Origin of the sequence: Consotaella aegiceratis (assembly GCF_036541425.1) — a bacterium.
Lineage (GTDB): Bacteria > Pseudomonadota > Alphaproteobacteria > Rhizobiales > Rhizobiaceae > Consotaella > Consotaella aegiceratis.
Genome location: NZ_JAZHFT010000014.1, coordinates 86,007 through 99,338, shown reverse-complemented (window position 1 = coordinate 99,338; position 13,332 = coordinate 86,007). Strand labels below are relative to the sequence as shown.

Annotated in this window: 10 protein-coding genes, 1 tRNA gene and 2 pseudogenes; 5 read left to right on the top strand and 8 right to left on the bottom strand. The window is 64.2% G+C overall.

Features of this window, described 5'->3' with window-relative positions; all coding sequences use genetic code 11:
- The 3 genes and pseudogenes from SMD10_RS11955 to SMD10_RS11945 form a co-directional block, all read left to right on the top strand.
- Window positions 1-132 (top strand): annotated as a pseudogene (locus SMD10_RS11955) (IS5/IS1182 family transposase); the annotation flags it as partial.
- Between the two features lie 39 nt (window positions 133-171).
- On the top strand, window positions 172-1,323 hold the full coding sequence (locus SMD10_RS11950; protein WP_331685922.1) for a tyrosine-type recombinase/integrase: 1,152 nt from the start codon (window positions 172-174) through the stop codon (window positions 1,321-1,323).
- A 78-nt stretch (window positions 1,324-1,401) separates the two neighbouring features.
- Window positions 1,402-1,491: transfer RNA gene (locus SMD10_RS11945), tRNA-Ser, on the top strand.
- A gap of 44 nt (window positions 1,492-1,535) precedes the next feature.
- On the opposite strand, the pseudogene SMD10_RS11940 reads toward SMD10_RS11945, so the two are convergent.
- The 8 genes and pseudogenes from SMD10_RS11940 to gyrA all read right to left on the bottom strand — a co-directional run bounded on the left by SMD10_RS11940 (window position 1,536) and on the right by gyrA (window position 11,082).
- Window positions 1,536-2,751, bottom strand: a pseudogene (locus tag SMD10_RS11940) (integrase core domain-containing protein).
- Window positions 2,752-3,159: 408 nt separating this feature from the next.
- Window positions 3,160-3,363, bottom strand: coding sequence for a hypothetical protein (locus tag SMD10_RS11935; RefSeq protein WP_331685921.1), 204 nt, complete (start codon window positions 3,361-3,363; stop codon window positions 3,160-3,162).
- Between the two features lie 332 nt (window positions 3,364-3,695).
- Window positions 3,696-4,826, bottom strand: a complete 1,131-nt coding sequence (tgt, locus tag SMD10_RS11930; RefSeq protein ID WP_331685919.1) for a tRNA guanosine(34) transglycosylase Tgt — start codon at window positions 4,824-4,826, stop codon at window positions 3,696-3,698.
- 4 nt (window positions 4,827-4,830) lie between these two features.
- Window positions 4,831-5,889 carry a tRNA preQ1(34) S-adenosylmethionine ribosyltransferase-isomerase QueA gene (gene queA, locus SMD10_RS11925; RefSeq protein ID WP_331685918.1) on the bottom strand — a complete coding sequence of 353 codons (1,059 nt, stop codon included), beginning with the start codon at window positions 5,887-5,889 and terminating at the stop codon, window positions 4,831-4,833.
- Window positions 5,890-5,996: 107 nt separating this feature from the next.
- Complete coding sequence (locus SMD10_RS11920; RefSeq protein WP_331685917.1) at window positions 5,997-6,467, bottom strand: peptidylprolyl isomerase; 471 nt, start codon at window positions 6,465-6,467, stop codon at window positions 5,997-5,999.
- Between the two features lie 114 nt (window positions 6,468-6,581).
- Window positions 6,582-7,130 carry a peptidylprolyl isomerase gene (locus tag SMD10_RS11915; protein WP_331685916.1) on the bottom strand — a complete coding sequence of 183 codons (549 nt, stop codon included), beginning with the start codon at window positions 7,128-7,130 and terminating at the stop codon, window positions 6,582-6,584.
- Between the two features lie 236 nt (window positions 7,131-7,366).
- Window positions 7,367-7,873, bottom strand: a complete 507-nt coding sequence (gene coaD / locus SMD10_RS11910; RefSeq protein ID WP_331685915.1) for a pantetheine-phosphate adenylyltransferase — start codon at window positions 7,871-7,873, stop codon at window positions 7,367-7,369.
- Between the two features lie 452 nt (window positions 7,874-8,325).
- Complete coding sequence (gene gyrA / locus SMD10_RS11905; protein ID WP_432757228.1) at window positions 8,326-11,082, bottom strand: DNA gyrase subunit A; 2,757 nt, start codon at window positions 11,080-11,082, stop codon at window positions 8,326-8,328.
- A gap of 429 nt (window positions 11,083-11,511) precedes the next feature.
- Between gyrA and SMD10_RS11900 the strand changes: the two genes are divergently transcribed.
- Together SMD10_RS11900 and SMD10_RS11895 are read left to right on the top strand one after the other, a co-directional pair.
- Window positions 11,512-12,543, top strand: coding sequence for an NAD-dependent epimerase/dehydratase family protein (locus SMD10_RS11900; protein WP_331685913.1), 1,032 nt, complete (start codon window positions 11,512-11,514; stop codon window positions 12,541-12,543).
- A gap of 113 nt (window positions 12,544-12,656) precedes the next feature.
- Window positions 12,657-13,316, top strand: a complete 660-nt coding sequence (locus tag SMD10_RS11895) for a MarC family protein (protein WP_331685911.1) — start codon at window positions 12,657-12,659, stop codon at window positions 13,314-13,316.
- The last annotated feature ends 16 nt before the right edge of the window (window positions 13,317-13,332 follow it).

Genomic DNA, 13,332 nt, shown 5'->3' with positions numbered 1-13,332 from the left:
TGGCTCAATCGCAATCGACGGCTTGCCAAGGACTTCGAGCAGACCATCGCATCTGCCAATGCATGGCTGTTCCTCGCCTCGGTCCAACTCCTCGCTCGCCGCGTCGCAAGGCTCGCTAATTCATCTGCTTAGTTTTGAATCGGACACTCAGACTCTCGGGGATGACCACAAATGAAAGGCTCCATCCGCGAGCGCTCGCCCGGCAAATGGGCAATCATCGTCGACCTGCCGGACCCGACCACGGGCAAGCGCCGGCGGAAGTGGCACAGCTTCGAAGGGACGAAGCGCCAGGCGCAGGAGGAGTGCGCGCGTCTGGTCTCCCTTATCCGGCATGGCGGTTATGCTGAGCCGACGAAGACGACGCTGGCGCAGTACCTCGACCGTTGGTTGGACCACGTGAAGACGAGCGTCTCGCCGAAGACGCACGAGCGCTATGCCGAGATTGCCCGCAAGAACATCGTCCCGCTGCTCGGCGAGGTCACGCTGTCGAAGCTGAAAACCGAGCGGATCGACGCGGCCTGGACGAAGGCGCTCGCCAGTGGCCGCCGCAGCGGTAAGGGCGGGCTCTCGCCTCGAACTGTCCACCACATGCGCCGGGTGCTGATCAAGGCGCTCAATCAGGCGGTGACGTGGGAGATGATCGCCAGGAACCCGGCGACCGCCTCGCAACCTCCCAAGGTCGAGCGCAAGGCCATGTCCGCCTATGGCGCCGACACGACGGCCCTGCTGCTCGACGCGGTGCGCCCGACGCGGATCTTCGTCCCGGTGCTGCTGGCGGTCATGTGCGGGCTGCGGCGCGGCGAGGTCGTCGCCCTTCGCTGGCGCAACGTCGACCTCGCGAACAAGACGCTGGCCGTGGTCGAGACCGCCGAGCAGATCAAGGGCGTGGTCCGGCTGAAGGAAACGAAGTCGGGCCTGTCACGCGTCGTCAGCCTGTCGTCGACCGTCGTGGAGGAGCTACGCGCCCACCGCACCCGTCAGGCCGAGGAACAGCTTCGCCTCGGCCTGCGGCCCGACGACGATTCGTTCGTCTATGCGCAGATCGACGGCCAACTCGTGCAGCCGCGCTCGCTGTCGCACGAGTGGACACGGATCACCGCCAAGACCGCCCTGCCCCGCATCCGCTTCCACGACCTTCGCCACAGCCACGCGACGCAGATGCTCGCCGCCGGCGTCCATCCGAAGATCGCCCAGGAACGGCTTGGCCATTCGACGATCGCGATCACCCTTGACCTCTACAGCCACGTCATGCCGGGAATGCAGGCCGACGCCGCCGAGCAGGTTGACGCCATGATCCGCCGGGCTGTAAAGCCTGCGTCGTGAGCATTCGGTAGCAAAATGGTAGCAGCGGCCTTTTCGGGGGCCGCTCGAAAACCGGAAAAGCTAACGAAATCAATGCTTGGATGGGTGGCCGAGCGGTTGAAGGCACCGGTCTTGAAAACCGGCGTGCGTGAGAGCGTACCGTGGGTTCGAATCCCACCCCATCCGCCAGAAGCTCAATTGTCCGACCCGGAGACATAGGTAACAGATCGTCCCTAAGACATGGGTGACAACCTCGTGCTAGACGAGGATTGTCGATGGTCTGCAGGGTTCTCTGTTCCAGGTCGATATATCCCAGATCATAGGTCATGAAGCTGACGAGCCAAATGCCCCCGGATCAAGTCCGGGGCAGGCTCTGTCGACTTCCTTGATGCCGAGCCGCTGTCCCGCCATGACGGTGGAGACGTTGATCTTCTTGCGGTGCATGCAGATGCGCCCGCAGGCGGTGACCATGACGTCTTTGTCGTGGAAGGGATAGATCAGCTCCGGCAGGCCCCGGTAGGGCCGTGACGAGGGCGAGTAGACCTCGCTCGGCGTCTTCATTCCGAGCGCCTCGTGCGGACGCTCGGTGTTGAATTCGCTCTGGAAAGTGTCGAACCGGACCTGCTGCTGCAGGATGTTCATGCCCGGTGGCCGTGTCGCCTCCTTCTTCAACGTCAGATGCATGCGTTCGTGCCGGCCGTTCTGTTGCGGATGGCCCGGTTTGATGCGCTCGATCGCGATGCCGAGGCGCAGCCACCACACCGACAACTTCGAGAGGTTGTAGAGCCCGTTCGGGCTGGCGAAGGGGACGCCGTTGTCGCTCCGGATTCCGATCGGCAGGCCGCGCTCCTGGAACAGGCGCACGAAGGCCTCGATCACCGGGCCCTCGCGGATCGATTCAAGTGCTTCGGCCAGCAGCAGGTAGCGCGAGGCCTGGTCGGTCAGCGTCAGGGGGTAACAATAGCGCCCGTCGCCGAGCTTGAACTCGCCCTTGAAGTCGGCGCACCACAAATCGTTGGGCTTGATCGCTTCCGATAGCGGCGTGCCCATGGCCTTGTTCGCCCGGTTCCTCTGGCGGGCCTGGCTCACAAGGCCATGGCGGTCGAGCACCGCGTGCACCGTCGACTTGGCCGGCACGCGCACGTCCCCGGCGAGCTTCCTGACCAGCATCTCCCGGATCTTGCGGGCGCCCCAGTGCGGCTTGGCCTTCTTGCAATCGACGATCAGCCGCTCGACCGGATCGGGCAACTGGTTGGCGTAGCGCACTGATCGCCGCGAGCGGTCGCTCAGTGCCTCCACGCCCTCGTCTCTGTAGCGGTTGTAGATCTTGTAGCCCGTCTTCCTCGATATGCCGAACTCCCGGCACACATCGCTCATGCCTTCGCCGTCCAAAAGGCGGGCCACAAAACGCAGACGTTCCTCCATCACCGAACTCTCTTTCCACGGCATCAACACCTCCCGCGAAAAGCGGGAAACTGTTACCCATGTGTCCGGTACAAAGCGTCACCTATCTCTCGGGTCGGTCAGTTGTCCGGCCCGGGGGCGCAAGTACAGGGCGCCGCAAAATGGCGGTGCTTGTCGGTGGACGGGGTCAACGGCAGGATCGCCATGTGCCGCGTGGCAGGACGAGAGGAAACATCGCCTGTCGCGCCAGTCTCACAGTTTCATCGGCCCAAAGCGCGTCTCTCGGACGCCCCGTGGATTATGCGGCCTCTCGGTCGTGGAGCGGCTGTCCGCCTCGTGGCATTCCACTGCAATCTGTGCAGCGGGACGCCATGAACGGAAACGATCGACGGCGCGCTGGGCCGCCGGGTCGAGCCGGCGGCATTCCCAGCGTTCTAACGAGATCCCCCGGACTCAGTTGAGCGGGCGAATGTAGTTGGGCAGGCGGTGCGGGACGTTCACGCAGCCATGGAACACGCGGGTTTCGCGCGCGGCATCGCGCTCCGACCACTCGTATTCGATGCCGAGACCGTGGATGATGCTGATGGCGTGCCGATTGTCGCCCGAGGCTTCGGCTGCGAACTGATCCACTGCGATGGTCGAGATCGTTTGGGACATCGGATCGTCCTTTCCTGCTAGAGCCTTGATGAAACCATCATGGCCTCCACAGCTTGCTAGCAGGTGAAGATTTTCTGGACCTATATACAAGTGAGGCTGAAGTATAATAACGCCGATTAAGTATGGATTGGCTTATATTTACGACTTAAGAATATCCTAAGGGCCGAATTGCCTGGTAGAGTAAGCCTTTGGTCTTACTCCGTCAGGCAAAGTGTTAAAGCGGCCAGGCGAACGGAACCGGCAAAGCCGATAGTGCGGGCATCGAAATCGTGGAGACAGCCTGAATCAAAGGTTGCGCGCCGCGCCACGATGGCCGGTCCAGGATGACGATGTCAGAGCGGCTGCAGGTCGCCTTTGGCCCATCCCTCTTTCGTCGCCGCCGCGAAGTCGTCGAAACAACCATCTGCCACGGCCTGGCGAATGCCGGCCATCAGAGCCTGATAATAGGCCAGATTCACCCAGGTCAGCAGCATCGCGCCCAGGATCTCGTTCGACCGCACGAGATGATGCAGATAGGCGCGCGAATAATCGCGCGCCGCCGGGCACGACGAGTCTGCGTCGAGCGGCCGCGGATCCTCGGCATGACGCGCATTCTTCAGGTTGATCTTGCCGAACCGCGTATAGGCGAGACCGTGCCGTCCTGCGCGCGTCGGCATCACGCAATCGAACATGTCGATGCCGCGCCGCACCGATTCCAGCAGGTCGTCGGGCGTGCCCACGCCCATCAGATACCGCGGCTTTTCCCTCGGCAGCACCGGCAGGGTGATGTCGAGCATCTCCAGCATCACGGCCTGCGGCTCTCCGACTGCCAGACCACCGACCGCGTAGCCCTTGAGGCCGAGCGAGGCGAGGCGCTCGGCGGAGCGGACCCTGAGCTCGGGGACGTCGCCCCCCTGCACGATGCCGAACATCGCCTTGCCGGGTTGCTCGCCGAAGGCTTCGGCGCAGCGGTCGGCCCAGCGCAGCGACAGCTCCATGGCGCGTTCGATTTCCACTCGCTCCGCCGGCAGGCGAATGCACTCGTCGAGCTGCATCTGGATGTCGCTGTCGAGTAGGCCCTGGATCTCGATCGAGCGCTCGGGACTCAAGGCATGGACCTGCCCGTCGACATGCGAGCGGAAGGTCACGCCCTTTTCGTCGAGCTTGCGCAGGCCGGCCAGAGACATGATCTGGAAGCCGCCGGAATCCGTCAGGATCGGATATGGCCATCGCGCGAAATCGTGCAGCCCGCCGAGCCTGGCGACGCGTTCGGGTCCCGGCCGCAACATCAGGTGATAGGTGTTGCCGAGAATGATGTCGGAGCCGATCTCGCGCACCTGGTCGAGATACATCGCCTTGACGGTGCCACCGGTGCCCACCGGCATGAAAGCCGGCGTGCGGATGGTGCCGCGTGGCATCGAAATCTCGCCACGCCGGGCGCGGCCGTCCTTGGCAAGCAGCCGGAATTGGAACGTGTCGGTCATCTCGTCAGGACGCCCGCTCCAGGAGCGAGGCGTCGCCATAGGAATAGAAGCGATAGCCGCTCTCGATGGCATGGGCGTAGGCGTCTCGCATCGTCTCCAGCCCACTGAAGGCGGACACCAGCATGAACAGCGTCGAACGCGGCAGGTGAAAGTTAGTGATCAGCAGATCGGCGGTGCGGAACCGATAGCCGGGCGTGATGAAAATGTCGGTCGGCCCCTTGAACGGATGCAGCTGGCCATCCGGATCGGCGGCGCTCTCCAGAAGCCGCAGCGAGGTGGTTCCGACAGCGATGATGCGGCCGCCCTCGGAGCGCGCCGCGTTCAGCCGATCGGCCGTCGTCTCGTCCAGAACGCCGATTTCGGCGTGCATCTTGTGGGCGCTGGTCTCTTCGGCCTTGACCGGAAGGAAGGTGCCGGCGCCGACATGCAGCGTCAGGAAGGCGCGGCCGATGCCTGATGTATCGAGACGCGCAAGCAGGTCGGGCGTGAAATGCAGGCCCGCCGTCGGGGCGGCGACGGCGCCGTTTTCCCGCGCATAGACGGTCTGATAGTCGGCCCTGTCCTGTTCGTCGATATCACGGCGCGCGGCGATATAGGGCGGAAGCGGCACCAGTCCGACAGTGGCCAGGGCCGCGTCGAGATCCGGCCCGCCTCGATCGAAGACGAGCAGCGCATCACCGCCCCCGCCCTTCTCGGCGACCGTCGCCAGAAGACGAGCGCCCTTCCCTTCGAACGCGATGGTCTCGCCAACGGCGAGACGCTTTGCCGGCTTAACGAACGCCTGCCAGCGATCCGGCCCGGCGCGCAAGTGGAGCGTCGCCTCGATCCGGGCGACATGCTCGCCACGCCGGCGTTGGCCGACCAGCCGCGCCGGAATCACCTTGGTATCGTTGAAGACGAGCACGTCTCCGGAGCGCAGCAGGTCCGGCAGTTCGCCCACCACATGGTCGGCCAGGCCGCCGTCCGCCGCAACGGACAGCAGCCGGGCCGCTTCGCGCGGCACCGCCGGACGAAGCGCGATGCGCTCCTCCGGCAGCGCGAAATCGAAGGCATCGACCCGCATGACGCCTAGAGCGCCATGCGTTCAGGTTGAATCGCCATGTCGCTCTATCCTCTTGTTTCGTCGCGTGATGTCGCTCCGAAAAGTCTGCAACTTTTCGGCATCATGCTTTAGAGGTCGGCGGCCACGCGCATGGTGGTGATCGAGTCCGGGTTCTTCACCGGCTCGCCGCGCTTGATCTGGTCGACGACGTCCATGCCTTCGATGACCTCGCCCCAAACCGAATACTGCTTGTCGAGCCACGGCGCGCGATCGAAGCAGATGAAGAACTGCGAATTCGCAGAATTGGGATCGGCCGTGCGCGCCGCGGAGACCGTGCCGCGCTTGTGGGGCTCGGCGGAGAATTCCGCCTTCAGGTCCGGCTTGTCGGAACCGCCCATGCCGGTGCCCGTCGGGTCGCCGGTCTGCGCCATGAAACCGTCGATCACGCGGTGGAAGACGACGCCGTCATAGAACCCTTCGCGGGCCAGTTCCTTGACCCGCGCCACATGCCCCGGCGCGAGGTCGGGCCGCAGCTTGATCGCCACGGTGCCCTTGGTGGTTTCGAGGACGAGGGTGTCTTCGGGGTTTTCGTAGGCCAAGGTGTGTTCCTTTGCTGGATCGGAAAACGAGAAGGTCCGGGCCAGAAGCCCGGACCATGGCATGGCACGCAGATGGACCATCGGCGGCCTGGAAACAAGCCTTCGATGCTCGCGCTATTGCTTGTCGGCCGCCACGTACACCTTGACCATCTTGTCGGGAGCGTCGACCTGTCCGTTGCGGCTGGGGTCGCCCTTCTTGATCTGGTCGACCACGTCCATGCCGGTCTCGACCTCCCCCACCACAGTGTACTGGCCATTCAGGAAATCGCCGTCGGCCAGCATGATGAAGAACTGCGAATTGGCCGAATTGGGATCGCTCGCCCGCGCCATGCCCACGGTGCCGCGCTCGAACGGCTCGTCGGAGAATTCCGCCTTCAGGTCCGGCTTGTCGGAACCGCCCATGCCGGTGCCGGTCGGGTCGCCGGTCTGCGCCATGAAGCCGTCGATCACGCGGTGGAAGACGACGCCGTCGTAGAACCCTTCGCGAGCCAGTTCCTTGATCCGCGCCACGTGGTTCGGCGCGAGGTCAGGCCGCAGTGCGATATCGATTTCGCCGTGGTCGGTGGTGATCACCAGCGTATTTTCGGGATCGGCAGCCGCCGCCGGCTGCGACAGCAGCGCCAGCGCCAAGGCCGCGGTGCCGATGGAAGTCATGAATTTCATTGGGCAGTCCCCGTTGTGAATCGTGTCGTCCCTATTCGTCTACGCGTCGGCGGCCCCTGCGGTGGCCTCGAAGGCCATCATCGATCCGCCGTCGGCCGCCTCCGCGATCTCGCGCGGTGATGCGGCTGCGCTAGAACGAGCCCGCGGTCAGGTTAGATCGCGGTGTCACTCCAGCCTCTGTTTTTCCGCATGATGTGGCCCGAAAAGCCCCCGACTTTTCCTGCCCACATCAGGCTCTATCCGTTGCGCCCGGCATATCTGGCCTTGAGCGCGCTCGCCACGACGGCCGGGACAAAGGACGAGATGTCCCCGCCCATGCTGGCGACCTGGCGGACCAGACTGCCGGTGATCGGACGCCGAGCCGGGCTTGCTGGAAACATGATGGTCGTCAAATCGGGCGCCATGACGGAGTTCATTCCGGCCATCTGCATTTCGTAGTCGAGATCGGTGCCGTCGCGCAGGCCGCGGACGAGGGCGACGGCCCCGACTTGGCGTGCAGCATCCACGGCAAGGCCCTCGAAGGCGATGACCTGAAGGCGATCGTCGACATCGGCGACTTCCTCCGCCGCGGCTTCGCGCATCATCCGGGCGCGTTCCTCGAAGCTGAACAGCGGCGTCTTGCCGTGATGAATTCCGATGGCGCACACGACTCGGTCGAACACAGTAAAGGCCTGTCGAAGCACATCGAGATGGCCGTGCGTCATCGGATCGAACGATCCGGGATAAAGGCCGATACGCTGCATGAAACCCCGCTGCTCTGCCCTCTTTATCGCGCCAGCGCGCTCCTCCTGCCGGCGTCCGCCGTCTCCGTCATGGTGAACCGAAGATGAAGCACTCGCTAGCAGCTCATTCATCTCTGTCAGCCAAGATGGAACTGGATCGAAACATCGACCGTTATCGGATCAACAACGGAGGCCGACAATGTTTGTGTTTGCTCTTTCCCTGACTATGGCAGCGGCTTTGGTTTCGGCCACCGCAATCGCTTTGCACACCGACTTAGAGCAGGCGAGAGCAAAAGCGACGATCCGTAAGCAGCGACTGATGCGATAGAACTCTCGTCATTTCGTGGGCTGATAGGCGGTCTTCTGCGACTCAGCCCACATCCTGTCGTGCACGGAAGCAAAGCCGCTGGTTCACAGCGGCTTTTTTATGGCTTTCGTGTCTCTTCCTGTTGCCCCAGGGTGTGCCGAGCGACCTATTCGTCCGGTCCGTCCGGTCCGTCTGGCCCGTCGGGCTCGATCGATCCGTCAGGGGCGGCATCGCCCTCCGGCATCTCACCGTCCTCCCCCTCGGCCTCCACGTCATCTTCTTCCTGCACCGGAATCCGCTCCACCGAGACGACGCGTTCGTTGTCGCCGGTACGGAAGATCGTGACGCCGCCCGTGGCGCGACCCTTCATGCCGATGCCGTCGACCGGGACACGGATGACTTGGCCGCGATCGGTGACGAGAAGCAGCTGATCCTCCGCCTCGACCGGGAAGCCGGCCACCAGTTGACCGAGCTTGTCGAGCCGGTTGGTGTCGGTCGCGCGAATGCCCTTGCCGCCACGACCGCTGGTGCGGAACTCATATGACGAGGAGCGCTTTCCGTAGCCATACTCGCTGACCGTGAGGATGAACTCCTCGGCGGCACTGAGATAGGCGTAGCGCTCCTGGTCGATCGCGACTTCCTCGAGATTGTCCTCTTCGGTCGTCACAGTTTCGCCGTTCGCGTCCGCCCCCGTATCGCCTTCGACGGCACGGCGCAGCTTGAGGTAGGAGGCGCGTTCCGGCGGCGTGGCATCCACATGGCGCAGGATCGCCATCGAGACGACCGTCTCGCTCTTGTCGAGCGAAATCCCCCGAACGCCGACCGAATTGCGCCCGGCGAAAACGCGCACGTCGGTGACCGGGAAGCGGATGCACTGGCCGTTGGAAGCGGTCAGCAGCACATCGTCGGTTTCCGAGCAGGTCGCCACGGCCAGGATCTCGTCGTCGCTGCCCTCCTCCAGCTTCATCGCGATCTTGCCGTTGCGATTGACCTGGACGAAATCCGACAGCTTGTTGCGCCGCACGGTGCCGCGTGTGGTCGCGAACATCACGTTCAGCGCCTCGGCCGCCTCCGGCTCGTTGGGCAGAGGCAGGATCGAGGTGATGCGCTCGTCCTTTTCCAGCGGCAGCATGTTGACCAGCGCCTTGCCGCGCGACTGCGGATTGGCGAGCGGCAGCCGCCAGACCTTCTCCTTGTAGACGATGCCGCGCGAGGAGAAGAACAGGACCGGCGTGTGGGTGTTGGCCACGAAAAGGCGGGTGACCGAATCCTCGTCGCTGCGGAAGCTCATGCCGGAGCGGCCCTTGCCGCCGCGGCGTTGCGACCGGTAAGTGGCGAGCGGCACACGCTTGATGTAGCCGCCATGACTGACGGTGACCACCATGTCCTCGCGCGGAATGAGGTCCTCGTCCTCGAGATCGGCGGCGCCCTCGGTGAGTTCAGTCCGGCGCGGCGTGGCGAAGGCGTCGCGGACCTCGCCGAGTTCCGTCTTGATGATCTCGCGCACGCGGACGCGCGAGGACAGAATGTCGAGGTAGTCCTTGATCTCCTCGCCGATCTTGTTGAGCTCGTCGCCGATCTCGTCGCGGCCAAGCGCCGTCAGGCGTTGCAGACGCAGGTCGAGGATGGCGCGCGCCTGCTCCTCCGACAGCCGGTAGGTGCCGGCCTCCGAAATGCGATGGCGCGGATCGTCGATCAGGCGGATCAGTGGCGCGACGTCCTTGGCGTCCCACTCGCGCGTCATCAATTGCTCGCGCGCCGTCGCCGGGTCCGGCGCGCGGCGGATCAGGGCGATCACCTCGTCGATGTTGGCAACCGCGATGGCGAGGCCGACGAGCACATGGGCCCGCTCGCGGGCCTTGCGCAGCAGGTACTTGGTGCGCCGGTTCACCACCTCCTCGCGGAAGGCGATGAAGGCCGATAGCATATCCATCAGCGTCATTTGCTCGGGCTTACCGCCGTTCAGCGCCACCATGTTGGCGCCGAACGAGGTCTGCAGCGGCGTGAAGCGATAGAGCTGATTGAGCACCACGTCGGTGCTGGCGTCGCGCTTGAGCTCGACGACCACGCGATAGCCTTCGCGATCGCTCTCGTCGCGGATGTCGGAGATGCCCTCGATGCGCTTGTCGCGCACCAGCTCGGCCATCTTCTCGATCATCGTCGCCTTGTTCACCTGATAGGGGACTTCGGTGATGACGATGGCCTCGCGATCGCCGCGCATCGCCTCCGTATGCACCTTGCCGCGCATCAGGATCGAACCGCGACCGGTGGCGTAGGCCGAGCGGATGCCGGCACGTCCGAGAACGAGCGCCCCGGTCGGGAAGTCCGGCCCGGGAATGATCTCGGTCAGTTCGTCGAGGCCGATCGAGGGATTGTCGATCATCGCCACGCAGCCGTCGATCACCTCGCCGAGATTGTGCGGGGGGATATTGGTCGCCATGCCGACGGCGATGCCGCCGGAGCCGTTGACCAGCAGGTTCGGGAAACGCGCCGGCAGCACCACGGGCTCCAGCTCGCGGCCGTCGTAGTTCTCCTGGAAGTCGACCGTTTCCTTGTCGATGTCGGAGAGCATCGGCTCCGAAACGCGCTGCAGACGGCATTCGGTGTAGCGCATGGCCGCCGGCGGATCGCCGTCGATCGAGCCGAAATTGCCCTGGCCGTTGATCAGCGGCGCCCGCATCGCCCAGTCCTGGGCCATGCGCACCAAGGCATCGTAGATCGAAGCATCGCCGTGGGGATGATATTTACCCATGACTTCGCCGACCACGCCGGCCGACTTGCGGAACGGCCGGTTGAAGGCCAGCCCCATGCCGTGCATCGCATACAGAACGCGGCGGTGAACCGGCTTCAGACCATCGCGGACGTCGGGCAATGCACGACTGACGATTACGCTCATCGCGTAATCGAGATAGGAGCGCTGCATTTCCTCGACGATGGAAATGGATTCGATATCGGAAGGCCGCTCGGGCTGGCCTTCTGGAGTCTTTTCGTCTGCCAAGAGCACTCTCGGATGAATCGATTTTGGTGCAAGCTGTATAGCGCGCCGAACCCACGAATCCAAATCCGCAGGGCTCTCATCAAGGCTATTTTCCTATTTATTCACAATGCCTTACGGGAGGGCAAAAAGAAAATTCCCCGCCGACCTCGCCTGATCCGGCCAGAACCGGGCTTTTGCGGCCGAATCGTCTGGATCGAACGCGGTCTTTGGGCGTCGACAGGCGCTGTCGTTACTCGGATAAGCACGGCTGGTAGCCGTTTCTGCAAACCGCAGCGCTTGCTTCGCCGGCATCCTCGCCCAGATGCCCTAAGGCGCTTCCTGCTAAGCCCGCGATCCCACGATGGAAGGACAGCCATGCCCCGCCACGCCTTCGTCATCGGCGGCACCGGCCAAATTGGCCGCGCCGTTGCCACCGAACTTGCCAGCCGTGGGTGGCGGGTCACTCTGTCGAGCCGAAGCGAACCGTCCGATGCGGACGAACTTGCGTCGCGTGGCATCTCGTCTGTCGCGCTGGATCGCGAAGCGCCAGGCGCTCTCGGCAACGTCCTGGCGGAGGGCACCGACGCCTTGATCGACACCATCGCCTTCACCGAGACTCATGCCGATCAGTTGTTGGAGATCGAGCAGGCTGTCGGCGCTTTCGTCGTCATTTCGTCATCGAGCGTCTATCGGGACGATGCCGGGCGCACCCTGGACGAAGCCCGCGACAACGGGTTTCCGATCTTTCTGGGCCCGATCGACGAAGCCCAGCCAACGGTCGAGCCGGGTCCCGAAACCTATTCGACCCGCAAGGTTGCCTTGGAACGCCGCCTGCTCGATCATGCCCGGCAACCAGTCACGATCCTGCGCCCGGCCGCGATCTACGGGCCGTATTCCACCCATCCGCGCGAATGGTGGTTCGTCAAGCGCATGCTCGACCGGCGTCCGGCCATCCCACTGGCCTATCAGGGGCGAAGCCAATTCCACAGCACGGCGGCGGCAAACATCGCCCGGCTGATCGGTGTCGTGCTCGACGCACCGAAGACGCATATTCTCAACATCGCCGATCCAGAGGCGCCGAGCGTTGCGGAGATCGGAACCGCGATCGCCACGCACCTCGGCTATGAGGGCCGGTTGATGCCGATCGAAACGCCGGAGAGCGGCGGCTCGGTCGGATGGACACCCTGGTCGGTCCCCTCGCCCTTCACGCTCGATACCAGCCGGGCGCTCGCGCTGGGTTACGGCCCCGCGACGATCTATCAGGACGCCGTCGGTCCGACCTGCGATTGGCTGACGGCTCAAGACGGCGCTCGCTGGCGCACGCTCTTCCCGGGCTTGGCGGCCTATCCGTTCGAGCTGTTCGACTACCGCGCCGAGGACGAATTCTTCGCGCTGCGGCGCGTTTGAACGGACGCCGTTCGCCTCTCGGCTCGGCAGACAGTTGGGCTTCGCACCGATCCGACTCGAGCGTTTCGGCGATCGTCCTTGCAGTCCGATGCCGGCCGTTCTAACGCAGCCGGATGTTGCACCTCCTCGTCAACGGCTTCGTGACGCTGTTCGTCATCATCGACCCGCTCGGATTGGTGCCGGTCTTCCTGGCGTTGACGCCCGGCGTACGGGCGGCTCACCGGCGCGCCATCGCATTGCGGGCCTCATTGATCGCCGGCATCATCCTGTCGGTGTTCGCCGTGGCTGGTCTGACCGTGCTCGAGGCGCTCGGCATCACGCTCGGCGCCTTCCGCGTAGCCGGCGGCGTGTTCCTGTTCTGGATCGCCTTCGAACTGGTGTTCGAGAAACGGGGCGAGCGCAAACAAAAGAGCGCGGAGGAAGCCGTCGACGACCCGGAGCACGACATTGCGGCCTTTCCGCTCGCCATCCCGCTGATGGCCGGCCCGGGGGCGATCGCGGCGGTGATTCTCCTGGCCGGTGCGTTGCCGAGCCTCGCGGGCCAATTGGGGCTCATCCTCGTCATCGCCGCGGCCCTTGCCTTGTCCTTTGCTGTCCTGGCGCTTGCCCACACGGTCGAACGCCTGCTCGGACCGACCAGCCGAGCCGTGATCTCCCGCCTCCTCGGGGTCGTGCTGGCCGCCCTCGCCGTCCAGTTCGTGGCCGACGGCGCCAAGGAGCTGATGCGAACCAACGACGGCCTCATCGCATTCCTGCAAAACGATCCGACGTAGACTCGAACAGATCGGA

Coding starts and splice junctions, on each gene's coding strand:
- SMD10_RS11950 (WP_331685922.1), top strand. CDS start 172: ATGAAAGGCTCCATCCGCGAGCGCTCGCCCGGCAAATGGGCAATCATC.
- SMD10_RS11935 (WP_331685921.1), bottom strand. CDS start 3,363: ATGTCCCAAACGATCTCGACCATCGCAGTGGATCAGTTCGCAGCCGAA.
- tgt (WP_331685919.1), bottom strand. CDS start 4,826: ATGACCGACACGTTCCAATTCCGGCTGCTTGCCAAGGACGGCCGCGCC.
- queA (WP_331685918.1), bottom strand. CDS start 5,889: ATGCGGGTCGATGCCTTCGATTTCGCGCTGCCGGAGGAGCGCATCGCG.
- SMD10_RS11915 (WP_331685916.1), bottom strand. CDS start 7,130: ATGAAATTCATGACTTCCATCGGCACCGCGGCCTTGGCGCTGGCGCTG.
- coaD (WP_331685915.1), bottom strand. CDS start 7,873: ATGCAGCGTATCGGCCTTTATCCCGGATCGTTCGATCCGATGACGCAC.
- gyrA (WP_432757228.1), bottom strand. CDS start 11,082: ATGCAGCGCTCCTATCTCGATTACGCGATGAGCGTAATCGTCAGTCGT.
- SMD10_RS11900 (WP_331685913.1), top strand. CDS start 11,512: ATGCCCCGCCACGCCTTCGTCATCGGCGGCACCGGCCAAATTGGCCGC.
- SMD10_RS11895 (WP_331685911.1), top strand. CDS start 12,657: ATGTTGCACCTCCTCGTCAACGGCTTCGTGACGCTGTTCGTCATCATC.